The sequence below is a fragment of the Exiguobacterium sp. s26 genome, from assembly GCF_018618235.1.
GTDB lineage: Bacteria > Bacillota > Bacilli > Exiguobacteriales > Exiguobacteriaceae > Exiguobacterium > Exiguobacterium chiriqhucha.
The window spans coordinates 125,754-149,882 of the sequence record NZ_JACSLS010000001.1 but is presented as its reverse complement, the minus strand read 5'-3'; the positions used below and the strand labels follow the sequence as shown (position 1 = coordinate 149,882).

Below are 24,129 nucleotides of genomic sequence, written 5' to 3'. Positions count from 1 at the left end.
CACCCTATCCTTTTCCCGGGACGCATGCGTCGCTAACGACAAAAAAGAGGAGAGCTGGTTCGCTCTCCCCCGTCCAATTAAAACGCGCGCATCAAGTTCGCCATCTCGATGGCCGACGTTGCCGCTTCCCAACCTTTGTTCCCGGCTTTCGTTCCAGCTCGCTCGATCGCTTGCTCAATCGTCTCGGTCGTCAAGACACCGAAAATGACCGGTACTTCTGACTGATAACTCGCCTGGGCGATGCCTTTCGCCGCCTCGTTACAGACGTAGTCGAAGTGTGGTGTCGCCCCACGGATGACGGCCCCGAGTGTGATGACGGCATCATATTTCTTGCTCATCGCCATCTTCTTCGCGACAAGTGGGAGTTCGAACGCCCCAGGGACGAATGCGATCTCGACGTCGTCTTGTTCGACGCCGTGGCGCTTCAACGCATCCTTCGCCCCGTCTAGCAAGCGCATCGTGATGAGATCGTTGAACCGTCCGACGACGATTCCGACTTTCAAGCCTTTTCCGACCAAGTTTCCTTCAAATGTATGCATCATGATTCTTCTCCTCCAAAGTGATTCATTTTTTGTTGTTTCGTCATTCGGTACTTCTCGTTCGCCGCATGGGCGCCGACGAGAATCGGGACACGTTCGATGACCGTGATGCCGCACGCTTCTAACGCATCGACTTTTTCCGGGTTGTTCGTCATGAGCCGGACGTTCGTGACGCCGAGGTCACGAAGCATGGCCGCGCTGACCCGGTAATCGCGCAAATCGGCATGAAGTCCGAGCGCAACGTTCGCCTCGACCGTATCAAGCCCTTGTTCTTGTAGTTCGTACGCCTTCAATTTATTGAGCAGACCGATGCCACGCCCTTCTTGTCTCATATACAAGATGACACCGCCTTCGGCTTCCACTTTCGCCATCGCTGTGTCCAGTTGTGGCCCGCAATCGCAACGATGGGACCCGAAGACGTCACCGGTCAGACATTCGGAATGAATCCGGACGAGCGGTGCGTGTTCGATCTCACCTTTGACGAGCGCGACGTGTTCTTCCCGGTCGAGGACGTTCCGATAACCGATCAATCGGAAGTCCCCTTTCACCGAGGGGAGCGAGACGTCCGCCTCTCGTTCGACGAGGTCCGTCTCCATATAGCGAACTAATTCCTCAATCGTGATGAATTTTAAATCATGCGCTTGTGCGACACGTTCAAGGTCCGGCAACCGGGCCATCTCGCCGTCCGGACGGATAATCTCACAGATGACGGCGACTGGTTCACTTCCGGCAAGTCGCGCCAAATCGACCGACGCTTCCGTATGCCCGCGCCGGACGGAGACGCCACCTTTTTTGGCGATGAGCGGGAAGATATGACCAGGACGTTGGAAATCGGCCGGACGGGCGTTGCTATTCGCGAGTTCGCGCACCGTATGGGCCCGCTCGCTCGCCGAGATGCCCGTCGTCGAATCGACGTGGTCGACACTGACCGTGAACGCCGTGCCGTGCGGGTCGGTACTGTTCGCGACCATCGGCTGCAAGTCGAGCCGGACGGCCACTTCTTCAGCGAGAGAAGCGCAGACGAGCCCTTTGCCTTCCGTGATGAGGAAATTCATCGTCTCTGCTGTCATTTTATCCGCGAGGACGACGAAGTCCCCTTCGTTCTCCCGGTCCTCATCGTCGACGACGATGATGGGACGTCCCATCTTCAACTCTTCGACTGCTTCTTTAATCGAGTGAAACATTACCATCCCGCCTTTCCATACCCTTGTGACGCCAGCGATTCGAGCGTCATCGGTTTTTGACTTACGAGTTTTTCCATATACTTAGCCAACATGTCACATTCCAAATTGACCGCATCCCCAGCCTGTTTCATCCCGAGCACTGTCTCACTGTACGTGTGCGGGATGAGCGACAACGTGAAGCCGCGTTCCGTCACATCAAACACCGTCAAGCTCGTCCCGTCGACCGAAATCGAACCTTTCGGGACGATATAACGGAGGAGAGATGGCTCACAGCTGATGTCGACATAGACCGCGTTCGCGAGCGATTGTTTTTTGACGATGCGCCCGACCCCGTCGACGTGACCCGATACGAAGTGACCACCGAAGCGTCCGTTCGCGGGCATAGCCCGCTCCAAGTTAACGTTCGTGCCGGGGCGGACCCCGTCGAGACTCGACGCCTTCAGCGTTTCCGGCATGACATCGACCGAGAAGCTGTCACGATCGAACGTCGTCACGGTGAGACAGGTGCCGTTGACGGAGATACTGTCACCGAGCTTCACGTCCTCGAGGACGATTTTTCCGGCGAGCGTGAGCCGGAGGGACGGACCGTTGCGTTTCACTGCCTTGACACTACCGATTTCTTCAACGATTCCCGTGAACATCGGACTCCCCCTCTCGCATGATGAGTTTGATGTCGGCGCCGACCGTCTCGATCGATTGCACGTCATACCGATTGATTGCATCGAGCGGACCGTCATGATGCGAACGGTAAAATCCGCCCTTGCCGCCGAACACGCGCGGTGACTGGTACATGACCCACTCGTCGACGAACCGTCCGTCCAAGAGTGATGTGACGAGCGTCGGTCCCGCTTCGACGAGCAGACGACCGATGCCGCGTGCGTAGACGTCTTGCAGCACAGCGTCGAGCGACGTGTACGCCGCGAGTTCGACGCCGCGCTCGATGAACGCGTCCCGCTTCGTTTGATCGTCGGACGTCGTGTAGAGTAGCACCGGCACATCGTTCGCCGTCCGGACGAGCTGACTTGACAGCGGCGTGCGTAACTCTCGGTCTAGCACGACCCGGAGCGGTTCCGTCGTCTCGCGGTCGAGCCGGACGGTGAGGGCCGGGTCATCAGCGAGGACAGTGCCGACACCGGTCAAAATCGCATCGACCGACGCCCGCAGTTCATGGACGTCCCGTCTCGCTTCGGTTCCGGTCACCCACTTGCTGTCACCGGTATCGAGGGCGACTTTGCCGTCAAGGCTCGTCGCCGTCTTTAAGATGACATACGGCCGTTTCGTCTCGAGCGAGCGCAAGAACGCCACGTTGAGCGTTCGTGCCTCACTCTCGAGCAGACCGACTTCGACATCAATCCCGGCCGCTTTCAATCGAGCGATGCCTTGCCCTGACACGAGCGGATTCGGGTCGGTCATCGCGATGACGACCCGTTTGATGCCCGACTCTACGACTAAATCGGCACACGGCGGTGTCTTGCCATAATGCGAGCACGGTTCGAGCGTGACATACATCGTGGCGCCATAGGCGGCAGCACCGGCCATGCGGATGGCGTGCACTTCGGCGTGCGCTTCCCCCGCCTTCAAGTGGGCGCCGAACCCGACGACTCGACCGTCCTTGACGACGACGGCCCCGACGCGCGGATTGACGCCGGTCGAAGAGGCGGATTTGGCCAATTGGATGGCTTGTTGCATGTACTGTTGCATAATCTCCCTCCTTGTTTCGTACAAACAAAAAGACCTCAAGGAATGATCCTCAAGGTCTCGGTGGGAGTCGTCCGTCGTCATTTGGGCAAGCCAAATAAGCGTTTTCTTTACAGAAAAACGTACGACGAACTACAGGTCGCGTGGACCTGTCATGTTTCCTTCTCCCATCCAGACTATACTGTCGGCTCTAGAATCGCACTAGATCCACCGTTCGCACACGTGCGACCGGGTCACGGACTTAAGGCTCGCGCCCATCACCGCCGGTTGGGACTTTCACCCGACCCCGAAGGAATATTTGTTTGTACGTCTCCACTTTAGCGCAAAAATAAATGGATGGCAAAACGAAATGCGCAAAAAAAGCGCCGCTCGTGTGAGCAACGCTTTGTAAATCAAGCCAAGAATAAAACGACGAGGAGTCCGACAACCCAGCAATAGAAGGAGAAGTATTTGAGCTCGCCTTTCGCCATGATGTGCTGGAACCATTTGAGCGAGATGGCCGTGAGCGCATACGAGGCGATGAACGCCAAGATGAGCGGTCCGAACAAATCACGTGTTTCTGGATTCGTGAACAACTCCGGTCCATCTAAAATCGTCACCCCGAGACTGATCGGGATGAACAGGAAGAACGAGAAGCGAAGCGCCGACTCTTGTTTGATGCCGAGCAACATCGCCATGACGATTGTCGCCCCGGAGCGACTGATCCCTGGGATGAGCGCGACCGCTTGAGCGAGACCGATTAAGATGGCGTCGCGGAGCGTGATGCCGCCGTCTCCTTTATTCCCTCGCATATTCCGGATGAACCAGAGCGCGACCCCGGTCAGGATAAGCGTATAACCGACCGTGGCGACGCCGCTGAGCTTCTCGCCAATCCAATCGCCGAACAGGACGCCGAGCACACCGGCTGGGACCGTGGCGACGAGCAAGAGACCAATGAACTTGACGTCGACCATCGTCTCGTCACTGCGGTCCTTTTTAAACAAGAACGTCCACAGACTGACGACGAGACGGACGACGTCCTGCCGATAAATCGTTAACACGGCGAGCAACGAGGCAAAGTTCACGAAAATCTCGAAGGAGAGCCCCGGTAACTCGATATCAAACAGCTCTTGGAAGATGACCAAGTGACCGCTTGATGAGATTGGAATCGGCTCGGTGAACCCTTGAATCAAGCCGAGTAGGAGATAAAATAACCATATTGTCATATCGTAACATCCTCTTTTCTTATTTACATCAATTCCATTATTTTAGCAGACCGTTCGTTTCACTGACCACCCTTTCAAAAAAAAATCGTTATTTTCAAAACTTTCATTTGATTAGTCTGAAAATTAAATTTATTATAGAAGAGTACTCAACTGGTGCGACGGTGATGACCCCATTGGCCAGTTGGGTACTTTTTCGTACAGATTATTACATATTAGCCACGATAAAACTTTTTGTTTACAATTGAACCCATTTAATATTAAATTTGTAATAGAACTGTTACCATTTTTTCAAAGTATAAACAGGACTTTAGACCTACCCGTTCATAAAATCGGTTTAAAAAAACTTGAACAATGCACTTATAAATTGTAAAAACTGGCCGATAGTATGATTGTAGAAGCAACTTCGTCATCTTTGTCGGTTCAGATATGAGTCCATGGAAGGAGGAACCATCATTGAGTCAAACGCTATCCACTAAATCCCACCACTTGTCCACCGAACAGCAGAGGATGATTCACTGTATTCGACTGCTCGGCGACTTGTTGAAGGAACGTCCACGACGCTCTGTGTATCGTCGCTTCGCGATGGAACAAAGCTGGCCATCTCCCGAGTCGATTATCCGACAGTTCGGGTCATGGGCCGAGGCGCTTGCAATCGCCGGCTATGAATGGCACGGAGAGGCGACTGTCGATCTCCCGGACAAAATGCCAAAGTACACGCGTGAAGATATCATCGAGACACTCGCCCTCTACTCGCGCGACATGGGATCGATTATCACGCTCAAAAAGTATCAGGAATGGCGCAAGCTCCATCCGAAAGCACCGAGCCATTACCATATCGTCAAGACGTTCGGTTCGTGGCATGACGCCTGCGCCGAAGCCGGACTTGAAGCGAGTGTGACGTACTCGAAATCAGAGCTCTCCACCGCACTCCGTGAAGCGATTCACGAGATGGGCTTCTCTCTTTCCTTCGAAGCGTATCGCGAATGGGCAAAACGGAACAACAAACCATCCACGAAAGCAATTCTTCATCGTTACGGTTCATGGTCGGCTGCGATTCACGCGGTCGAGTCAGAAATTTTCAATCAGAAATTATAATCTTTCATTCATAAGGAGGACGCCGGGTATCCGGTGTCCTCCTTTATTTTGTAGATGTTGCGTCATCGTCCTTTCGGCGCCCACGCTTTCTGCAGGCAATCCCGGAGCCGCATCGCTTACGCTGCTGGGTCTCCGTCGGATTGCTATCCTGCAAGAGTCGGGGCGCCGACGGACGAGCGCATCGAACGCGCCACGGTACATCAATGTCCCGTGTCAGACATGGAAGTTCGTTCAATATTTGTTGAACGATGCCTTGGCCGGTGCCCGAACTCCTAGGGGAGAGCAATGCAAGGATGACCCCGTAAAGCGCGGCATGCGCTGCGGAGTCATCCGCATCGCCCCAGGAACGGAGGGCGTCGGTCGAACATCGTTCATGTTGATTAGACGAAAAAGAAGAACACCGGCTTATTGGTGTTCTCTTTCATCATTGAATCCGTTCCGTCGACGTATCGCGATAATGGGCGACACGGTCCCGGCCGTTGAATTTTGCACCGACGTACATGGCGCGGTCGGCGTGGCGGAGTAGCGTGTCGAGGTCGTCATACTCGTGGATCGTCTCGATGCCGATGCTCGCCGTCACTTGGACGCGGATCCCTTCGGAGCCGAACGGATGGGCGCGGAGCGCTTGGCGGATCTTCTCCCCCGTCACGATGGCAGCCGCCTCATCCATGCGCGGAAAGACGAACACGAACTCTTCGCCGCCGTAACGCGTGACGAGGTCACCGCTTCGGACGAGACGACTGAACAGCGCCCCGGCCTCGATTAACACTTTATCCCCGAACGCATGGCCATACGTATCGTTAATCGCCTTGAAATGATCCAAGTCGACCAAGAACACGGACAACGGATACGAGGCAATGTCGTTCAACCGCTCCTTCGTCCAACGTTTGAGCGCCCGCTGGTTCGGCAGCCCTGTCATCGGGTCGGTCAGACTCTCATGCTGGAGCCGGTTACGCTCGTCAATCCGTTCGAGTGACCAGGACAAGGTTTTCAACAGTCGATGAATCTCGACGGCGATCGCCCCTTCATACGCGCCGTTCGCTGTCGTCGAAATCATGCAACTGACCGCGTTCGTCGTGCTCGAAACGGGCTGGATGACGAGGGCCGAATGATGTAACTCGGTCTGTTGTGCCTGCAGGTCGGGATGCCACTCATGGAGCGAATCGTACACGAAGTACGGCTCTTCCGCATCCCGATGCCGTTCGAGCGTAAAGGCGTCGGCAATCGGTTTTGACTTTCGTCCGCTGACGTCATAGAACGTGCGGTCGCCGGTTCGATTGACTTGTAACCAGCCACGTTCGAGTTCGACGACTTCTCTTAACCCGTTCCAAAACTTCTCGATGAGCAGTTGTTCGTTGTCGACTCGGTAGAGCTGTTCTTTCAAACGCTCGACTTGGTCGATTTTCGACTGCGTCTCCTCGGTCTCCGTCGCTTTGGACAGCCCCATCTTGAGGAGCGACAGAATGAGGAACGTCGCCATCAGGCCGGTATAGCCGAACAACTGGAACGCCTCGATTGCGACCATCGTGAACAATAGCTCGAGCGAGATGACGAGCCAGTCGAATCGGAGCAGACGCCACATGATCGGGAGCGGAATCCGTTCCCCGATCAAGAACCGCGACATGAGGAAACTGAATCCGAGGACGAGGAACAAGATCGCGAAGAAACCGAGTAGCGCCGTACCTTGCTCGAGCAGATGGACGTTCGGACCAATTTGTCCGCCGAGCCGCAAGTAGACGAGTCCTGGTAAGACGAGCAACATCGCCTCAATCAACGTATTGAGCGGGTAGAAATGTAAAAATCGTCGCCGCCCGACTTTGTTCGCGAACGTCCGGGCCTGGAATGTGAGCAGCAGGAGCTGTCCCATCAATAAGGCCGGGAGCAGACCGTACAAGAAGAACGTCATAAAGACAAACATCTCATGGAACGTGAAGTGTAAGTGCCGCCGCTTGAGCGGATTCATCACGAACAGGGCACCGAGCGTAAAGATGAACCAAAACAACGACCAATCAAACGTCCCGATACCGAGCCACATATAGGAGAGAATCCCCATGAAGACGATCGACCACGAGAACCAGCTCCTGACGAGGTACTTCCGAAATCGCATCGTCTCCCCCCTTTCCTTATCCGTTATCATTCTTACACAGTATGAAGGTTCTTGGTTGAAGATTCCAGCCGTTGTTTGAAAGTTTTGACAATGAAAAAAAGACCGTGACTCTCGTCACGATCTTGTCATCACTTCGCTTTTAAAAACGAGATGCCGATTGAGCCTGACCCCGTGTGTGCTCCGAGGAGCGGTGCGAGCGTGTCGACCCGAATCTTGGCTTTATCGCCGAGCTCACGTTTCCACGACTCGGCCAGCTCTGGCACGTTTCCGTGGAAAATGGAGACGTCCGTGCACTCGCCCGAATCGATGGCTTGACGGAGTGCTTCGAACAGCTGGGCTTGCGCTTTTTTATACGTCCGGACCGTCTGATATGGAACGATGAGCCCGTCTTCGAAACGGAGCACCGGTTTCAACTGCAACATGTTGCCGATGAGCGCTTTCGACTTCGAGATACGTCCGCCCTTTTGCATCTGCGTCAAATTTTGCAAAATCAACTCGATGCGGACATCCTCGACACGTTGTTTCATATACGCTTCGACGTCCTCGAGCGCGTCACCGCGTTCGACACGTTCAATCAACTCTTCGAGCATGAGTCCCATCGTATAAATCCCGGCCCGCGAGTCAATCGCGAGCAGTTTGAACTCGGCGATCTCTGCGCCTTGGACCGATGCCGAATACGTGCCGCTCAAGTCGGATGACAAGTGGACGGCGATGCCCATGTCATACTGATCTTTGATTCCTTCATACAGCGTGACGAAGTCGCCGATGGCCGGTTGGCTCGTCGAGACGCGTTCGCCCGCATCAATCCATTCGTATACGGTCTTGGCATCGACCTCGACCCCATCTTTATACGGTTGATCTCCTTTGACGACGTAGAGCGGGACGATATGGATGTCCGGGTGGTGCTGAATCGAATCTGGAAGGACAACGGTGCTGTCCGTAATATAAGCAATTTTCATGTTAGGGCTCTCCTTCAATCAAAATTAGTACCTGGTAATATTATTTTATCACAGGTGAAGCGGTTTCACTATTTTTTCAAAAATCGAATTCCCTTGAAGTTTCACATATTCCCGTCCACAATGCGCCTGAAACGGGTAAAAGATAGCATCGGACAAAGGAGGAATCGGCATGATTCACATCGAGCATGTCAATAAAATTTATAAGACCGGGGATGTCGAGACGGCGGCGCTTAAAGACATCGAGTTGACGATTCAGGACGGCGCGTTCGTCGTGATCTTGGGACCGAGCGGGAGCGGCAAGAGCACGCTGTTGAACGTCATCAGCGGACTCGACACGGTGACGTCCGGGACGATTACGTTCGGTGATACCGTCCTGACCAAGTTGTCCCCGGAACAAATGACCGCGTTTCGGCGCGACCATCTTGGCTTTATCTTTCAACAGTATAATCTGCTCCAAAACCTGACCGTCTATGAAAACATTCAAATCGGGGCCGATTTATCTGACAACCCACTCCCGATCGATGAATTGCTTGAGCAGGTCGGACTGACGGCCGCCCGCGACAAGTATCCGTATCAACTGTCCGGCGGCGAACAACAGCGCGTCTCAGTCGCCCGCAGCCTCGCCAAAAATCCGTCCATCGTCTTCTGTGACGAACCGACGGGGTCGCTCGACGAGGACAACTCGAAACGGGTGCTCGAATTGCTCGAACGGTTGAACAAGGAGTATGACAAGACCGTCGTCGTCATCACGCACAACACCAGCATCAGCGAGATGGCCGATGACGTCATCAAAATGAACTCGGGTCGAATTATTGAATTGACGCACAACCCGATTAAACGATCTGCTCGTGACATCCACTGGGGGTGAGACAGATGCTTTATAAAAATGTGTGGAAGACGCTCGCCGGTAAATGGATGCAGCTTCTCGCCATCGCCGTCATCATCGTCATGAGCTCGCTCACGTACACGATGATGTTTTATGGCATCAGCGGCATCGAAGTCCCGACCGAGGAATATCTTGCGTCATCGAATCAAGAAGACTTTGCCGTCGAGATGCTCAACCGCGTCACCGCGGAAGAAGCAACCGCCCCCGCCCTCGCCGACTTCATCGCTTCAGGTCGATATACACTATCGGACTTGCAACGTGTCGACGAGGCGGCGTTCGATGCGTTGGTCACGGCGCGGATTGATGCCGTCGAGCGTGACATGGGCAACGCGACGCTCGAACTGCGTGCTTCAAAACTGATTAACTATCCCTTCGGCTCGAGTGAGCACCGCGGACTCGTCTTGAAAGAAGCGGACGCCATCAACCTCTCGTATCTCGAAGCGGGCAAGCGCCCCGTGCGAGACGACGAGGTCGCCATCAACGCGAAATACGCCGAGAAGAATGACATTGCCATCGGCGACACGATTGACCTCGGCAGCCCGTTCACGGTGAGCGGGTTCGTCCTGTTCCCGGACTATACGTTGCCGCTGTTTGATGAAAATTACTTTAACCTCGACCCGGGCACGCAGACGCTTCTCCTCATGACGGACAACGCTTACGAGGAAGTGACCGGCACGGAATCGTTCCGTTTGGCTGGTGCCACCGACGGGACAGTCGTGACGGACATTGAGCTCCCGTTCGTCATCTCGGTCATGGAGACGGAGAACATCATGCGCAGCGGCGCCATCTATAGCGAAATCTCGTCCGGTAAAGCGATGGCGCTCGGCTTGAGCTTATTCATCGTCTCCATCGCCGTCATCATCGTCGCCATCTTGATTTCGAACATGCTCGAGGCCGAACGCGGACAAATCGGTCTATTGAAAGCAATCGGGTATAACCGACGCCAAATTGCCATACCGTATCTGGTGCTCATCTTGGTGTTCGCGACCATCATGCTCGTCATCGGCTACTTTCTCGGGCTCTATTTCGCCGAACCGCTCAAAAACCTGTATCTCGACTTTTATCTGTTGCCGTCCATCACCATCGCTCAAAGCCCGCTCGTCTTTCTCACGGCCGTCTTCGCCCCGCTCTTCTTCTTCGCACTCGTCGCAGGGGCGGTCATCTATAAAATCATGGGTGAGAGCGCGCTCGCTTTGTTGTCACCTCGCGACAACGTATCGCTCAACCGCCTCAGTCGGATCGTCAGCCGCATGCTCCGCAACACACGCGGCAAGACGAAGTTCAAATATTTATACGCCGTCAAAAGCACGGGCAGTTTCATCATCTTCTTCCTCGGCATCCTGTTCTCGACCCTTCTCATCGTCTTCGCCCTCATGATGAACGGGGCCGTCGATCGGATGACCGTCGGGGAATTGAATGAGGCCGACTATGCGTACGAGGCGTATACGACGACGCAGCCTACGCTTCGTGACGGACAAGAACCGTTCCTCACCTATCCGTTCGCGTTCGTCGAAGACAAGCTCGTCACGTTGAAAGGGCTCGATGCGACAAACACGCTCGATCGGCTTATAGACGAAGACGGGAATGACTTGACGCCTGCCGCAGACGAGGTCATCGTGAGCGCCTCGCTTGCCTTGAAGCTCGGACTCGAGACCGGGGACACCCTCAAGATTGAACTCGAAGACGAGACGCTGTCGTATCCGATTAGAGGCATCGCGGATGAGTATATGGGGGACACCGTCTATCTATCGCGTGCGGCGCTCAGCGAACAGTTGTCGGACGGGACGACGGACGAGTTGTTCAACGGCATTTACGCGACCGAACGGCCGGACGAGACGGACTATCCGACCATCATCTCTCGGAGCGGCCTCATCGAGCAGTCCCAGTCCATCAATGAATATATGAATTTGATGATGAACGTCATGATCGGCGGGTCGGCGTTAATCGCCTTCAGTATCCTGTTCGTCTTGACGGCGCTCACGGTCGAGAAAAACTATTACGTCATCTCGCTGTTGAAAGTGATGGGCTATAACCGGCGTGAGGTCCGTTCGATGATTTTGAACAGCTATTTCATGTACGCGCTCGCCTCTGCGCTCCTCAGCATCCCGATCGCCCTCCTCATCTTGCGGGTCATCATCGTCGTGTTCGCAGAAGATTACGGCCTCGTCCTGCCGCTCGAATTTGAATGGGTGTACGTGCTGTATACGCTCGGCGCGGTGACGCTCCTCTTCTTCGCGAGTACGTTCATCAGTCGTCGGAAAATCGATCAAATCCCGTTACAAGAAGTATTGAAGACATATCAAGAATAATTTGTCGCCAAATAGGGCATAATAAGAGAAGAGACCGGGCCTCTCCCTGTGAGGGGCCTGACTATTAGAAGAAGAGGATGATTCTTATGAACCGTACACAAGTATTGCTCGCCATCCCAGGAAACTGGTCATCGGCCGAGGCAGTCAGCGAACAAATCAGTTTACATAGTGAAGGCTACACGATGGCCGGCCTGTTGCTGCTAGAAGACGAGACCGGGAAAGCGTTCACAGTCGAAGTCGTCGAGCGCGACCCTGCCCTCGCCGAGGCGATGATTCACGCCAGTTCAGGTGGCTTCACGCCGAAAATCGCGAAAGGGCTCGCCCGCCATACGCACATCATCTATTTGATTGTCGACGTCAATGACGTGTCAGACATCGCGGCGGCGCGCCGTGCAGCCAACGCCATCTTGAACGCCGGCGGCCTCGGCGTCATGGTCGAGACGGCTGGTGTTGCCTACTCGAAAGACGAATGGCAGGAGTCGAAAGAAGAAGATCTCGCCCTCGACTACTCACTTCTGACGGCCATCACGGAAGAAGAAGACGCCTACGTCTCGTGGGGCATGAAAGCGTTCGGTCACGCCGACGTCGCCGTACCGGCCACGCTCGAGATTGAAGACGCGATTCACGTCGTCCACTCGTTCAACTTCCACCTCATCTCGGGTGGTTCGATGTTCGGAGACGGAGACAGCTTCACGTTCGAGGACGGCAAGACGTTCACGGTCGAGATGGGTGAAGACGAGCGGACGTCAATCGACAACTTGCTCCATAACCCGTTCGGCTTGATTTACCTCGTGCCACAAGTCGCAGCAGAATAAAAACAAAGGCTCACAGACTTTCGTCTGTGGGCCCTTATTTTGGTTGCGGCGGCATATCGAGCGGCGAGAAATAATGCGCGCACCCTTCCCATCCGAGCTGTTCACTCAATAGGTCGAACGATGTCCGGAAGAACGCTTGGATGTCACCCGACCGGTCTACTTTCTCCAGCGACAGAAAACATTCGCTCATGTTGGCGTCATAGTAGGCGTCCGCAGGTTGAAGCCGTTCCGAGGCGAGTTCGGTGTATTGAAACGGATACGGCAAGATAAAGTACATCGGCACGTCGACGGACGCATCCCCGAGCCAAAACCCGAACTCGATCATGTGCTCATCGAACGCCGCCTTCTCGATCAGTTTGTCTTCCGGGAACGGCTCGGACTTCGCGTAGACGATCATCGACGAGACGTCGAACGTGCCCCAAAACAAGGCCGGTTTCACTTTCCGGCATCGGAGCGGGGCAAGAAACGCCGCTTGTTCCCGTGCGGCGTATTGGAACAAACGCAGCCCTTTCAGCGCAGCATCGGCATCGTAAGCGAGCGGCGCCTCATCCCGGTCCAAGTATCTGAGTTCTCGCATCTCCTGCGTCTTCGGATTGAGGGTAAGGCGGATTCCGGACGCTTGAAGCGTACCGATGATTTCCATGTAATACGTTTTGAGCGTTTTCCCGTCCTCAAGCGGGAACATCGTTCGATTGGACTCGACATGCACCGTAATGATTCCAGCCGCAACGTCGACGTCAATCTCGAACAACGTCTCCCCGCTCCAGAGCGGCCCGGTCGAAAACCCGTTCACGGTGAGCGGCAATGTGACGTGAGCCCACTGTGGCTCTTGCGGGGCCAGCCCGAGTTTGATTTTTCCGAGAATTTGCGAGACGAGATGGAGCGTGAGCTTCGTGTCGACCCATTCAGAGTGACGTATCAGATTCATGAGCGTTTCCCCATTTCTTCTTTCGAACAAGTGACGCAACTACTCTCCTGATTCCCCGTGTCCGGCTCCGACAACCAAAAAAATCCACAGACACGTGTCTGTGGATTTAGCCTCGCATCTCTTGGAGACGTTCGAGTTGATGCGTCAGCTCGCCGATCGGGACGAACCGGGCGCGGCGGAGCGTCTCTCTGCCGTCGAGGAAGAACAGGACGACCGGTACCGTGAAAATCGAGTAGGCACCGGCAATTTCCGGCACCTGATCCGAATCGATGGCGACCGCCTCGATATCGGGGAACTCCGTCAACATCTCTTCGACTTGCGGTTTGAGCGAGTGGCAGACGCTACAAGTCGGATGCGAGACGTAGACGAGCAATTGGTCCGAGTCCGCAATCCGGTCTTGTAACGCAGTGAGTGTGGTGACAGCTTCCATCAAACTCCCTCCTTTATGGTTACGCGTCGAGCCAGAGAATGCCGACCGTCTCAAAGCCTGCGTGGACCGCAATCGACGGACAGAAACGCGTCTTGACGATTTCAATGTCTGGCAACTTCGCTTGGATGAGAGCGACGATATTGTCCTGCATCTCTGGAGCGAGCGCCGTCTGAACGAAGACACGGTTGTTATGAATGCCGTTCGCGGCGTGACGACGTTCGAGCTCTGTCACCATCTCGGCGTAGGCTTTCTTGAGCGACCGTGCTTTTTTGAACGGGATGACTTTCCCCGTCTCATCGAGCGTGATAATCGGTTTGATGTTAAGGATGTTGGCAAGGAACATCTCGCCTGACGAGACGCGACCCCCGCGGCGCATCGTTTCCATGTTGCCGATAATCATGAAGAAGTTCTTCTTGTCACGCCACGCTTCGAGCAAGGCGACGATTTCTTCGACCGACTTACCTTCAGCCTCGGCGGCGAGACCGAGACGGACGAGTTCTTGCTGCTCCTCGAGCGCTGCGTGCGAGTCGACCGTGTACACTTTGAAGTCGGCCGCTTCGGCCGCCGCACTCGAGTTTTTCACGGTCGAGCTCAAGCCGTTCGAGCAATGGACGGCGATGGCGCAGTCATACCCTTCTTCTTTCAAACGTTCATAACGGGCGATGAAGTCACCGAAGATCGGCTGTGACGTCTTCGCTTCTTTCTTTTGGTCGATCATATAGCGATGCAAGTCTTCGAGCGACAAGTCCACTTCGCTGTAGCCGCTGCCGTCGACGATCAATTGAATCGGGACGATATCGACACCGAGACGGGCCGCCTCTTCTTTCGAGAAATTGGCCATACTATCGGTAATCCATGCGATTTTGGTCATAACAAAAATCCTCCAATGGTCGTTCAATTTTTTCCTAACTCATTATACCTTATTTTTCGAAATCCTTCCTTTCTGACTGATTCGCACGAAAAAGACAGCCCGACTCATCGTCGCGCTGTCTTCGGCTTCGACTCATCGTGTCGAAATCAATTTTGTATGGGCAAACTCATCGTGCGGCAATTCCATGTCTTTGCCTGACTTGATCTGTTGCAACGCTTTTAACAACGGGAGACCGAGCGTGGCCGGATAGACGACATCTTTATACAACGTCCGCTTCACGACTTGTTCGAGCGAGAGCGGTCGTCCGTCTTGACTGACGACTTTAATCCCGACGACTTGGTCACCGATCGTCTGGCCATTTCTGTTGAGCAGGAAGTACACTTCCCCGGCCATCGTCACGAGCGTCGGCAAATAGTAACGTTTCACTTCTTTTCCAGGAAACAACTTTTTCCGAATCGTCTTCTCGACGAGTTTCGCTGGGGTTTGAAAAATGAGTTGGTCAATTTGACTAGCAACGGCACGTTTCCAAATTGGGACTGCCACGTTCATCATCCTCTCGTTTCGGTTCTAGGCTTTAGATTCCTCTTTTGCCTTCGCTTGAAACGCCGAAAACGGACAACCCGAACGCGCGAACAAGTTGGGCGTCACAATTTTGTCATCATAATGGCGGTGGAACACGTGCGTCGCGGCGGGTGACAGCGGCGGGATGAGCCAGCTCCATTGGCCGGTCACGTCGCGCCCTGCGTCCTGTTCGTTCTTCTCGAACCGTTTGAACTGTTTTGCCGCCGTGTGGTGGTCGACGATCGTCACCCCGGCCCGCTCGAACGACTGCAAGACAGCCACGTTCAATTCGACGAGGGCCCGGTCGCGCCAAAGCGTCCGCTCTTTCGACGTGTCGAGACCGAGCGACGCGCCGACGAGCGGCAAAAGATTATAGCGGTCCGTATCGGCCAAGTTGCGCGCCCCAATCTCAGTCTCCATATACCAGCCGTTGAACGGGATTGATGTGAAGCGCTGGCCACCGATTTCAAGCTCCATATCGGCGATGGCCGGGACGGCATGCCACTTGATCATGCGTCCGTTGAACAAGTCGTACGCCTCATGCCGAATCTCGACTTCGAGCACCGCATCGTCTGGCAGTTCATAGAGCCGGACCTCTCGCCCGTCCGTAATTAACAGCGGCAAGACGTCAAACTCGGTCCCGGCCCCGCTCCAGCCGAGTCGTTCGGCCTGTCGCGTCATCGTCAAGGATAGCGGGTCGCCAATGATTCCGTCCTCCGTCTCATACGCCGCGTACCGGATGAGTTGCGCGTTCAACAAACGAAACTCATTCGGGAGCACCGTCATCGTCGAGCGAATCTTGCCATCGTTCGTCGCATACCGTAAATGACTGACGAGCGCCTCGAACACGTCGTCGAACGTCTCTGCGTCGCGGGCATCCCGAACGTTCAGCGTCTGCCAAAACAGACGGCCGATACATCGATTCGAGTTGCGCCAGGCGAGTTTTGCCCCTTCCGTCAACTCATCGGTCGTGAGCGTATACGATCCTGTTCGTTCAATCTCATCCGCAATCGTCTGTAGCCGTTTCGAATGATCGCCTTCTAGTTGTGAGAAAAAGTGTCGGGCTACCTGAATGTCCATATTGTCGATCTCCTCTATATAGTCTGTCCCTCTCATCTTAGAGAATATCATAACGGGTTTCTACTTTTAGCGTACAGAAAAAGCGAGCCAATCGGCTCGCTTTCAGTCTGTCTGATCGATCAAGTCTTTCGCTTTTTGAATCGTAAAGCCTCGTGGTTTTTCGCTTTCCAAGGCAGTCAATCGTTTTTCAAGTTCAACCGTCTGTTCATATGACGCCTCATATTGATAGAGGCCATTGGCAAGCTCGGTCAAACGCTTCACTTGAATCGGGAATGGTGCCATTCCATCGTCAAGCAAGATGACGAGGCTGAGATCACTATCAACCGGTAAGCGGATTGACCCGTAAAAGGCGATGGCCTTGAAGCCGCGACGCATGATGACGATTGGTGATGTGCCAACCGCGACGTCTCGATTGCGCAAGCGCGTGATGGTGATGCCCGCATGAATCAATCGACTCGACGACGGTAGCGTCTCGACATACTCTTCGATCGGCGTCAGTGTTCCAGCTTCGAGCGCTTGTTCGAACTCTGACTCTTTGAGCGGACGGCTGAAAATAAATCCTTGAATGACGTGACAGCCAAATTCGCGGAGGCGGAGCAGGTCGTCCATCATCTCGACACCCTCGACGACGACATTCATCCCGAACTCCTCGGCGATGAGGAGTAGACTGCGAATGATTCCTTGGGCCTTCCGGCTTTGGTTAACGTTGTGGGCGAATACCCGGTCGATTTTAATCGTCTGAGCGCTATACGCCTGCAAGTATGCGAGCGACGAGTAGCCTTTCCCGAAATCGTCGAACGCGATCGGGATGCCAAGATCATTCAATCGTTCGAACGCTTGCGTGATTTGTTGGGCGTCTTCTAACAGCGATGTCTCCGAGATTTCGACCTCGAGATAGCTCGCGGGGATATGGTGACGGGCGAGCGTGTCCTCGATCACATGCTCGAAATGCTCTTGATATAAATATTTGGCTGAGACGTTGATTGAAATCGGCACTTTTTTCGGGAGCGTCATCAAATAGCGGCACACTTCTTCAATCAGCCAATTCGTCAGCTCGAGATGAAGGCTGCTCTCCTCTGCGAGGGGGATGAACTCGGCTGGTGAAATCGATCCCCACGTCGGATGCGTCCAACGCATGAGTGCCTCGGCCCCCACGATTTGTCCGGTCCACGCGTTCACTTTCGGTTGATACATTAAATAAAACTCTTTGTTTTGAAGCGCCCCACGCATATCCCGCAGCAGTTCATATCGCTTTAATGACTCAATATCCATTTGTGAGGAATACAGTTCAAGTTGAGCCCCGATTTTCTTGTCGGCTCGGTTCATGGCAATACAGGCGTGTTTAATTAGCTCACTCGCCTGCACCCCGTCTTCCGGATATCGGCTCACCCCAATCGAAATGCGGGCGAATAAGTCATAGACATCAACGCGGAAGCGATGGGTCGAGAGCGTGCCGAGCTTTTTCCCGAGCGCGAGCACTTCGGGATCTTCCATGCGTCGCGGCAAGACGATGAGCACGTTATCCGCATCTAAATGCCCGAGCATGGCGTCTTTCGGCAATAGGCGAATCAATTGGTTCACCGTCGCCACACGCCACTCGTCGCCAAGTTCGTAGCCGAACGTATGATTGATCTCGGCAATCCGATTGAACGATAGCGAGAATAGCGTGAACGGGTCCCGCTTGCGGGTCAAATGATATACCGACTCCGTGATCGACTCGCGATTCGGCATGTTTGTAATCGGATCGAGCGAGGCAAGACGCCAAATCTCTTCTTGTTGCTCTTTCAACTGCGTGATGTCTTTGACGAGCGTCCGGAATCCGATGACGTTCCGCCCTCAGAAAAAATCGGTTCCCGATTCTCTTCGATCCACTTGATGTTCCCTTTGGCGAAAATACGATACGAGAACGTCGATGGTTTTCCGTTCAGTGTCACTTCCCGCGCCTGCTTGACTTTCGGAATGTCGTCCGGGACGACAACTTTTTGCCAGTAATCCGGGTGAGCGTTGAATTGGTCTTCCGTATATCCAAAGATAAGTGAGAAGCCTGGCGTCAAAAACTTGAATTGTTTTGACTCAAAATAGCGCTCAAAAATGACTGAGTCGACAATCTCGCAAAGCTGCCTTACTTTCGACCGTTCTCTCGTCAATTCTTCCTCGGCCGTGACGAAATTCGTCACATCAAACATCGCCCAGGTGACGGCTTTTCGGTCTTTCGAGACACCGACTTTCACAATCAACTCCAAATACTGTTCCACTTTCGGATTAAAAGCGCGAAGTTGCGTCTCGTATTCAAATTGTTCGGTGTCTTGAAGCAACGTTTCGATTGCCGCCGCGAACGTACCCCGATCGTCTTCATGAATCAATTTCCGAAAATCTTCCCGCTTCATCTCAGCGAGCTGTCGTTTCGTCAAACCAAGCAGTTGTCCGGTTTGCGGAGAATGATAGAACGTGTCCGCTTCAAGGTCGAGTTCAATCAAGATGAGTCCAGGGATCCGCTCGAATAGCGATCGGCTCACTTTCATCCGAATTGTAACGTTCTCTCAACTCCGTCTGTGTCGTCAAATCTTCGACGACCCCGTAAAGGCCCGTGATGACCCGTCCGGTATAGAGTGGCGTGTTCGTAATCGACAGATGAATCGAGCGACCGTCCTCGTTCCGCGCTTGCAGTTCATAATGTACGGTTTCACCTTGGAGCGACCGTTGATGGAACGTCTGGACCCGTTCACTTTCTGTACGAGGCAACCATGATGCCGGATGAACGAACCGTTCTTCTTCCCCGTTGAAAAGAAGCGACAGTTTTTCATTCGAGTCGACGAGCCTTAACTCTCGATCGAGTACATAGACGGCATCTGGATACTGATCTAACAGGAGCGGATCGATATTGATTCGTTCTCCACGTTCCATTTGTTCAACGTTTGATTCCAATGCATGCTTCCATTGTCGGAAGAAGCCTATTTCCACCACTCCCCGGTGTGACGAACGTCACATGAATGTCGTATTACTTTGATTATATAAGATGGAACCCGTCAAGGAGGCTTCTACTTTTGAAAATAAGGGGAATAATCTCTCTTTTGTACATATTTTGAAATTAATGTCATTATTTCAAGCATCATAAAAGACCACGGCTCAATTGAGTCCGTGGTCTCCCGTTTAACGTTGTTTCACGACGACCGATCCGTAGGCCGGTACATCGACCGTGCCCGAGACGCGTTTAATCGTCTTCGTGCCCGCTTGTTTCCCATCGACGATGAGGTTCCATTGCCCGCTCGGCAATTTCACTTTAACCGTCTTAGCGTTGGCGTTGTGCGTGATGAACAAGTCTTTCTTCTGGCCAGGTGCTTTGTCATCAATCGAGTAGCTGATGACGTTCGCTTCGGCTTTGTAGAATTTCAAGTTTTTCTTCACGTCAACCGCCTTCGTCATGCGGAGACCTGGGTTATCTTTACGCATTTCGATTAAGCCCTTCATGTACTGGACGTCCGCCTTACGGTCGGCGGCCCGTTTCCAGTCCATTTGGTTAATGCGGTCCGGCGATTTGTACGAGTTGTGGTCGCCTTCTTTCGTGCGCATGAACTCTTGACCTGCATGAATGAACGTTGTTCCTTGGCTCGTCAAGAGGATGCTCGACGCGAGACGGTGCATCTTCGTACGGTCCGCTTCCGACGTTTCTGGGTTCGTGAGTTCAAGCTTGTCCCAGAGCGTGTGGTTGTCGTGCGCTTCGACGTACGTGATCGCTTGCGTCGGTTCTTTCGTGAAGCCTTTGATGTCGGCGCTATAATCGATTTCACCGACGATGCCTGTCTTGATGCGGTTCTCAAGGCCGGCTTTCCCGTTGATGAAGCCGTTGTCCGTGTCGATGAAGACACTGCCTTTCAAGCCGTCGCGGATGTTGTCGTTGAAGTGTGCGACGCCTGGCATCTTGTATGCGTTCTTCTGGTTCGCTTTTTTCGCCGGGTCGAGCGGCGTGCTGAGGTCCCAACCTTCGCCGAAGACGAGGATAGATGGATCCACTTTGTTCAACGCCGAACGGACTTGGTTCATCGTCTTGACGTCATGGATGCCCATGAGGTCGAAACGGAACCCGTCCCAATGGTACTCTTGCGCCCAATAGACGACCGAGTCGACGATGAGCTTCTGCATCATCTTGCGTTCCGAAGCGGTATCGTTACCGACACCCGTTCCGTTCGCGAAATCGCCGCCTTCTGTGTAGCGGTAGTAGTAACCTGGAACGATTTTATGCAAGTTCGAGGCTTGCGCATCGAACATGTGGTTATAGACGACATCCATGACGGCGCGCAAATTGTTGTCATGAAGCCCTTGAATCATTTGTTTCATCTCACGAATCCGGACTTTTGCGTCATATGGATTCGTCGAATACGAGCCTTCCGGCGCGTTATAGTTTTTCGGGTCATACCCCCAGTTGTATGATGCATCCGGTTTCGTCTCATCGACCGAGGCCGTGTTATAGTCGTACACCGGAATGAACTGGACGTGTGTGACACCGAGGTCTTTCATATGGTCGAGGCCAGTCTTTGTGGCTGTCTTCTTGCCGTTGACGAGGAGGCGTGTGCCTGGCTCGACGACACCGAGATATTTGCCTTTGTTTTTAATCCCTGAATCGTACTTGTCTGACGTGACGTCGAAAATCGACAAGTCGCGAACGTGCGTCTCATAGATGATGGCGTCTGTCCGTTTCGCCAATTTCGGCTTCATCGAGTTCCAACGTTTCGGTTTCGTCTCGTTCAAGTCGACGACGACCCCTTGGTCCCCGTTCACACCAACTGCCGTCGCGTAAGGATCGACCGCGCGGACGCTACCTGATGCGTGCTTGACGTTGTACGTGTAGCCGATGCCGTCCAAGTCGCCGCGGACGTTCGCGACCCATGTGCCGCGCTCGCCACGTTTCATCGAAATCGTTTTCTTCAAATCTTTATCTGAAGCTGGACGTGTTTTCGGCATGTTCCATAGTTCGAGTTTCACGTCTTGAGCCGTCGGGGCCCAGAGGACGAACTGTGTTTTCGACTGCTTGTACGTTACGCCGAGCTTGCCGTCATAGGCGTACTTCGCATCGAACTCCGGTGATCGGAGCACGTCGCCCGCTTGGAGCACTTTGTCTCCGAACGTCGGATGCTTCGCCGTGATGACCGCCGCCAAGTCGATGTCGGCCTTGAAACGGACCGTGACCGATTTGTCGCCTGACTTCTCAACCGATTCGACGGTCGCACCTTCGACCGTCAATTCACTCAAGAACGTCTCATCGATGACGCGGTTGAGCGTGAGCTCCGCTTGACGGAACGTGTCCGCCTCGAATGAGATGATTTTCGGTGAGCGATCGATTTCCGGCTCTGAGTAGTATATCGTCGAATCCCCTTCGACGAGCCAAATCTCTTTCGCCGTACTGAGCGCGAAACGGTCTTCGCCATCTTTTTCGGCCCATTCGCCTTTTTTCGTGACGAGTCCGATGAGCTTCTTCGCGTCCGGGTTGGCGAACTTCACGTTCGCGACACCACCGAATGCGTCCGTCTCATCAAAGTTGATGCTTTGACCGTCACTACCGTCTGGCCATGTCCAAAGACCCCAGTCCGTGTATGTATTGTCGTAACGGAAGTAATGAACTTTCATATCCACGTCCGTTGCTGCCGTTTCCCCGTCCGGGTTCGACGTATAGATCTTTGAGTCCCCTGACTTGATCCACACTTCGGCAACGCCGTCTTTAATCATATCGCTCGTGATGAAGCGGTCGTTTTCCGACCCTTTATCTTTCTCCCAATTGTCCGTACGGACAATCAAGCCGAGCTTTTCAGGTGAGTCGACCGGGAATTCGTAGGCCGCCACCTTGCCGAAGTCGTCCTCGCCGTTGAAGGCGAAGCCTTTATTCGGGAAATAATCTGGGTTATTCGCCCAAAGCCATAAGTTCCAATCCGTTTGATTGTCCGGCGCCTCTTGATAGTGAACGACGACGAGCGTCGATTTACCTTTATCAAGAGCAGACGATGACATCGGAAACATTGAGAACACTAGTGCAAACGTTAGCACAACTGCCCATGCCTGTTTCCATCGCTTGTTGACCATGTGGGTCCCTCCTTGTAGCATGATTTTAGGAAAACGCTTACACAAAAATTGTAAACGTTTCCTTTTCGGAATTCAATGTTTTTCTAGATAAACACCTAACACCTTCCTCTTTGCGCCATCGGTTGGGAAACCTCCGCTATTTTCCATTCCGAAAATGATTGCATTTTCGGATTAATGGACTGTATATAGAAGTTAGAGGAGGAATTTTAAATATATGTCACTTACGAACCTCATTAACAACTTGATCGCCAACGCCAGTCTGTTGCTGGTCGGTCTCTATATTATTTCGCGCCTCACGAAGCTGGGCGTGACGACGAAGCTCCCGCTCCGGCGTCAAGTCACCATCTCCTTCTTACTTGCCGGGCTATCGATTGTGATCACCCTGCACGGCGTGTTGTGGAACGCGCAGGCCGACTTTCAATACGGGTTTGTCCCCATCATCATGTCGGCGCTCTACTTCGGCCTGCCGGGTGTACGGATCACGTATGTCGCGAGCATTCTCGTTTTGCCGTTCATCTTGACCGAGACGCTTTTGTTGATCACGTTTCTCGACTACACGCTCGCCGCATCGATTGCTGTCGCTTTCCTATGGTTCCGTGAACGAATCAAACCGGCGCGGGACATCCGGATCGTCAATGCGATCAGCCTCGGATTCATCTCGTTGTTCTCGCTGTTAAACGTCAGCAATTATAATCAAATCGAAACGTATGTGATGACGCTCCTCGCCTTCATCACCATCGGGTACTCGGCCGGATTCCTTCTCCATATCGTCTACGGGGGCATCCATAAAATCCAACGCTCGGAACGGCTCATCTCGAAATATAAAGAAGCGGCCTTCACCGACGCATTGACCGGACTTGGCAATCGCCGCCGCTTCGAGGAAGAGATGAAGCGCGTCGACGAAGAAGTGATTAACGGAACGCAAGACGTCGCCTTGCTCTTCCTCGACATCGATCATTTCAAATCGATTAACGATACGTACGGCCATGATGCCGGTGATGCCATCTTGGTCGAATTAGGCAACCGGTTGACGAAGACGGCCCGGACCGATGACATGGTCTGCCGCAACGGCGGCGAAGAATTCTCGGTTTTATTGGCTGACTGCACGTTGTCGCAAGGGTTCGTCATTGGCAAACGCTATTTGCGGCAAATCGCCGAAACGCCGTTCTTATTGCCAGACGGATCGTTCATTGACGTCACCGTCTCCATCGGCATCGCCAGCACGTCAGAGTCAAAAATCGCCACGTCGAGCCAACTGATTAAAAAAGCCGATGTCGGGTTATATGTCGCCAAACAGAGCGGACGCAACCGGCTCGGCAAGTGGAACGAAAAGAAAGCGAACTAACCCCTGATGCGCGGCATGAGGGGTTCATTATAGTTTCTTCCATTC

The 24,129-nt window shown here is 53.6% G+C and carries 21 protein-coding genes and 1 riboswitch; of the genes, 5 read left to right on the top strand and 16 right to left on the bottom strand.

From position 1 onward, the window contains the following. Positions 1-77: 77 nt before the first annotated feature. The 5 genes from ribH to KNP82_RS00665 all read right to left on the bottom strand — a co-directional run bounded on the left by ribH (position 78) and on the right by KNP82_RS00665 (position 4,626). Positions 78-542: a 6,7-dimethyl-8-ribityllumazine synthase gene (gene ribH, locus KNP82_RS00685; protein ID WP_021066479.1), complete on the bottom strand. Its 465-nt coding sequence runs from the start codon at positions 540-542 to the stop codon at positions 78-80. Then, on the bottom strand, positions 539-1,723 hold the full coding sequence (locus KNP82_RS00680; protein WP_029594946.1) for a bifunctional 3,4-dihydroxy-2-butanone-4-phosphate synthase/GTP cyclohydrolase II: 1,185 nt from the start codon (positions 1,721-1,723) through the stop codon (positions 539-541). Before KNP82_RS00680 ends, ribH begins: the two co-directional genes overlap by 4 nt. After that, the gene (gene ribE / locus KNP82_RS00675; protein ID WP_029594945.1) at positions 1,723-2,364 is read right to left on the bottom strand and encodes a riboflavin synthase; all 642 of its coding nucleotides are present in this window, start codon (positions 2,362-2,364) and stop codon (positions 1,723-1,725) included. Before ribE ends, KNP82_RS00680 begins: the two co-directional genes overlap by 1 nt. Next, complete coding sequence (gene ribD, locus KNP82_RS00670) at positions 2,345-3,424, bottom strand: bifunctional diaminohydroxyphosphoribosylaminopyrimidine deaminase/5-amino-6-(5-phosphoribosylamino)uracil reductase RibD (RefSeq protein WP_214826658.1); 1,080 nt, start codon at positions 3,422-3,424, stop codon at positions 2,345-2,347. Before ribD ends, ribE begins: the two co-directional genes overlap by 20 nt. Positions 3,425-3,576: 152 nt before the next feature. Then, positions 3,577-3,719: riboswitch (FMN riboswitch) on the bottom strand. A gap of 94 nt (positions 3,720-3,813) precedes the next feature. Then, positions 3,814-4,626, bottom strand: coding sequence for an undecaprenyl-diphosphate phosphatase (locus KNP82_RS00665; protein ID WP_214826654.1), 813 nt, complete (start codon positions 4,624-4,626; stop codon positions 3,814-3,816). 453 nt (positions 4,627-5,079) lie between these two features. On the opposite strand from KNP82_RS00665, the gene KNP82_RS00660 reads away from it, so the two are divergent. Next, positions 5,080-5,721 carry a homing endonuclease associated repeat-containing protein gene (locus tag KNP82_RS00660; protein WP_235045171.1) on the top strand — a complete coding sequence of 214 codons (642 nt, stop codon included), beginning with the start codon at positions 5,080-5,082 and terminating at the stop codon, positions 5,719-5,721. A 424-nt stretch (positions 5,722-6,145) separates the two neighbouring features. Here the strand turns inward: KNP82_RS00660 and KNP82_RS00655 are convergent, their stop codons facing one another. Both KNP82_RS00655 and KNP82_RS00650 read right to left on the bottom strand, forming a co-directional pair. Then, on the bottom strand, positions 6,146-7,828 hold the full coding sequence (locus tag KNP82_RS00655) for a GGDEF domain-containing protein (RefSeq protein WP_214826651.1): 1,683 nt from the start codon (positions 7,826-7,828) through the stop codon (positions 6,146-6,148). A gap of 128 nt (positions 7,829-7,956) precedes the next feature. Then, positions 7,957-8,787 (bottom strand): DegV family protein, encoded by an 831-nt coding sequence (locus KNP82_RS00650; protein WP_021066472.1) that lies wholly within the window; start codon positions 8,785-8,787, stop codon positions 7,957-7,959. A gap of 169 nt (positions 8,788-8,956) precedes the next feature. Here KNP82_RS00650 and KNP82_RS00645 point away from each other — a divergent pair, with 169 nt between their 5' ends. The 3 genes from KNP82_RS00645 (at position 8,957) to KNP82_RS00635 (ending at position 12,797) form a co-directional block, all read left to right on the top strand. Beyond that, on the top strand, positions 8,957-9,655 hold the full coding sequence (locus tag KNP82_RS00645) for an ABC transporter ATP-binding protein (protein WP_214826649.1): 699 nt from the start codon (positions 8,957-8,959) through the stop codon (positions 9,653-9,655). A 5-nt stretch (positions 9,656-9,660) separates the two neighbouring features. Beyond that, the gene (locus tag KNP82_RS00640; protein WP_214826646.1) at positions 9,661-11,982 is read left to right on the top strand and encodes an ABC transporter permease; all 2,322 of its coding nucleotides are present in this window, start codon (positions 9,661-9,663) and stop codon (positions 11,980-11,982) included. An 86-nt stretch (positions 11,983-12,068) separates the two neighbouring features. Then, a complete protein-coding gene (locus KNP82_RS00635) occupies positions 12,069-12,797 on the top strand; it encodes a DUF4261 domain-containing protein (RefSeq protein WP_236355702.1) in 729 nt (242 codons plus the stop codon). Positions 12,798-12,831: 34 nt separating this feature from the next. On the opposite strand, the gene KNP82_RS00630 is transcribed toward KNP82_RS00635, so the two are convergent. The 9 genes from KNP82_RS00630 to pulA all read right to left on the bottom strand — a co-directional run bounded on the left by KNP82_RS00630 (position 12,832) and on the right by pulA (position 22,739). Beyond that, positions 12,832-13,725, bottom strand: coding sequence for a DUF5996 family protein (locus KNP82_RS00630; RefSeq protein ID WP_214826643.1), 894 nt, complete (start codon positions 13,723-13,725; stop codon positions 12,832-12,834). A gap of 106 nt (positions 13,726-13,831) precedes the next feature. After that, the gene (locus KNP82_RS00625) at positions 13,832-14,155 is read right to left on the bottom strand and encodes a thioredoxin family protein (RefSeq protein WP_021066467.1); all 324 of its coding nucleotides are present in this window, start codon (positions 14,153-14,155) and stop codon (positions 13,832-13,834) included. Positions 14,156-14,174: 19 nt separating this feature from the next. After that, on the bottom strand, positions 14,175-15,026 hold the full coding sequence (locus KNP82_RS00620) for a DegV family protein (protein WP_029594935.1): 852 nt from the start codon (positions 15,024-15,026) through the stop codon (positions 14,175-14,177). Between the two features lie 132 nt (positions 15,027-15,158). After that, on the bottom strand, positions 15,159-15,575 hold the full coding sequence (locus KNP82_RS00615) for an RDD family protein (protein WP_236355703.1): 417 nt from the start codon (positions 15,573-15,575) through the stop codon (positions 15,159-15,161). A gap of 18 nt (positions 15,576-15,593) precedes the next feature. Then, positions 15,594-16,667, bottom strand: a complete 1,074-nt coding sequence (locus tag KNP82_RS00610) for a nitric oxide synthase oxygenase (protein ID WP_058764326.1) — start codon at positions 16,665-16,667, stop codon at positions 15,594-15,596. Positions 16,668-16,769: 102 nt separating this feature from the next. After that, positions 16,770-18,455 (bottom strand): putative bifunctional diguanylate cyclase/phosphodiesterase, encoded by a 1,686-nt coding sequence (locus KNP82_RS00605; protein WP_214826637.1) that lies wholly within the window; start codon positions 18,453-18,455, stop codon positions 16,770-16,772. Further along, positions 18,452-19,189: a PAS domain-containing protein gene (locus KNP82_RS00600; RefSeq protein WP_131471879.1), complete on the bottom strand. Its 738-nt coding sequence runs from the start codon at positions 19,187-19,189 to the stop codon at positions 18,452-18,454. Before KNP82_RS00600 ends, KNP82_RS00605 begins: the two co-directional genes overlap by 4 nt. Beyond that, positions 19,137-19,592 carry a PAS domain-containing protein gene (locus tag KNP82_RS00595; protein ID WP_214826635.1) on the bottom strand — a complete coding sequence of 152 codons (456 nt, stop codon included), beginning with the start codon at positions 19,590-19,592 and terminating at the stop codon, positions 19,137-19,139. Before KNP82_RS00595 ends, KNP82_RS00600 begins: the two co-directional genes overlap by 53 nt. Before the next feature lie 225 nt (positions 19,593-19,817). Continuing rightward, positions 19,818-22,739: a type I pullulanase gene (gene pulA / locus KNP82_RS00590; RefSeq protein ID WP_251128593.1), complete on the bottom strand. Its 2,922-nt coding sequence runs from the start codon at positions 22,737-22,739 to the stop codon at positions 19,818-19,820. Between the two features lie 214 nt (positions 22,740-22,953). Between pulA and KNP82_RS00585 the strand changes: the two genes are divergently transcribed. Then, positions 22,954-24,084, top strand: coding sequence for a GGDEF domain-containing protein (locus KNP82_RS00585; RefSeq protein WP_214826633.1), 1,131 nt, complete (start codon positions 22,954-22,956; stop codon positions 24,082-24,084). The last annotated feature ends 45 nt before the right edge of the window (positions 24,085-24,129 follow it).

Bases quoted from the DNA above. Each gene is read 5' to 3' on its own strand.
- KNP82_RS00625 (WP_021066467.1), bottom strand. From the start codon at position 14,155: ATGGAAGCTGTCACCACACTCACTGCGTTACAAGACCGGATTGCGGAC.
- KNP82_RS00635 (WP_236355702.1), top strand. From the start codon at position 12,069: ATGAACCGTACACAAGTATTGCTCGCCATCCCAGGAAACTGGTCATCG.
- KNP82_RS00630 (WP_214826643.1), bottom strand. From the start codon at position 13,725: ATGAATCTGATACGTCACTCTGAATGGGTCGACACGAAGCTCACGCTC.
- KNP82_RS00585 (WP_214826633.1), top strand. From the start codon at position 22,954: ATGTCACTTACGAACCTCATTAACAACTTGATCGCCAACGCCAGTCTG.
- KNP82_RS00665 (WP_214826654.1), bottom strand. From the start codon at position 4,626: ATGACAATATGGTTATTTTATCTCCTACTCGGCTTGATTCAAGGGTTC.
- pulA (WP_251128593.1), bottom strand. From the start codon at position 22,739: ATGGTCAACAAGCGATGGAAACAGGCATGGGCAGTTGTGCTAACGTTT.
- KNP82_RS00600 (WP_131471879.1), bottom strand. From the start codon at position 19,189: ATGAAAGTGAGCCGATCGCTATTCGAGCGGATCCCTGGACTCATCTTG.
- KNP82_RS00680 (WP_029594946.1), bottom strand. From the start codon at position 1,723: ATGTTTCACTCGATTAAAGAAGCAGTCGAAGAGTTGAAGATGGGACGT.
- ribE (WP_029594945.1), bottom strand. From the start codon at position 2,364: ATGTTCACGGGAATCGTTGAAGAAATCGGTAGTGTCAAGGCAGTGAAA.
- KNP82_RS00645 (WP_214826649.1), top strand. From the start codon at position 8,957: ATGATTCACATCGAGCATGTCAATAAAATTTATAAGACCGGGGATGTC.
- KNP82_RS00620 (WP_029594935.1), bottom strand. From the start codon at position 15,026: ATGACCAAAATCGCATGGATTACCGATAGTATGGCCAATTTCTCGAAA.
- KNP82_RS00655 (WP_214826651.1), bottom strand. From the start codon at position 7,828: ATGCGATTTCGGAAGTACCTCGTCAGGAGCTGGTTCTCGTGGTCGATC.
- KNP82_RS00610 (WP_058764326.1), bottom strand. From the start codon at position 16,667: ATGGACATTCAGGTAGCCCGACACTTTTTCTCACAACTAGAAGGCGAT.
- KNP82_RS00650 (WP_021066472.1), bottom strand. From the start codon at position 8,787: ATGAAAATTGCTTATATTACGGACAGCACCGTTGTCCTTCCAGATTCG.
- KNP82_RS00615 (WP_236355703.1), bottom strand. From the start codon at position 15,575: ATGAACGTGGCAGTCCCAATTTGGAAACGTGCCGTTGCTAGTCAAATT.
- KNP82_RS00640 (WP_214826646.1), top strand. From the start codon at position 9,661: ATGCTTTATAAAAATGTGTGGAAGACGCTCGCCGGTAAATGGATGCAG.
- ribD (WP_214826658.1), bottom strand. From the start codon at position 3,424: ATGCAACAGTACATGCAACAAGCCATCCAATTGGCCAAATCCGCCTCT.
- ribH (WP_021066479.1), bottom strand. From the start codon at position 542: ATGATGCATACATTTGAAGGAAACTTGGTCGGAAAAGGCTTGAAAGTC.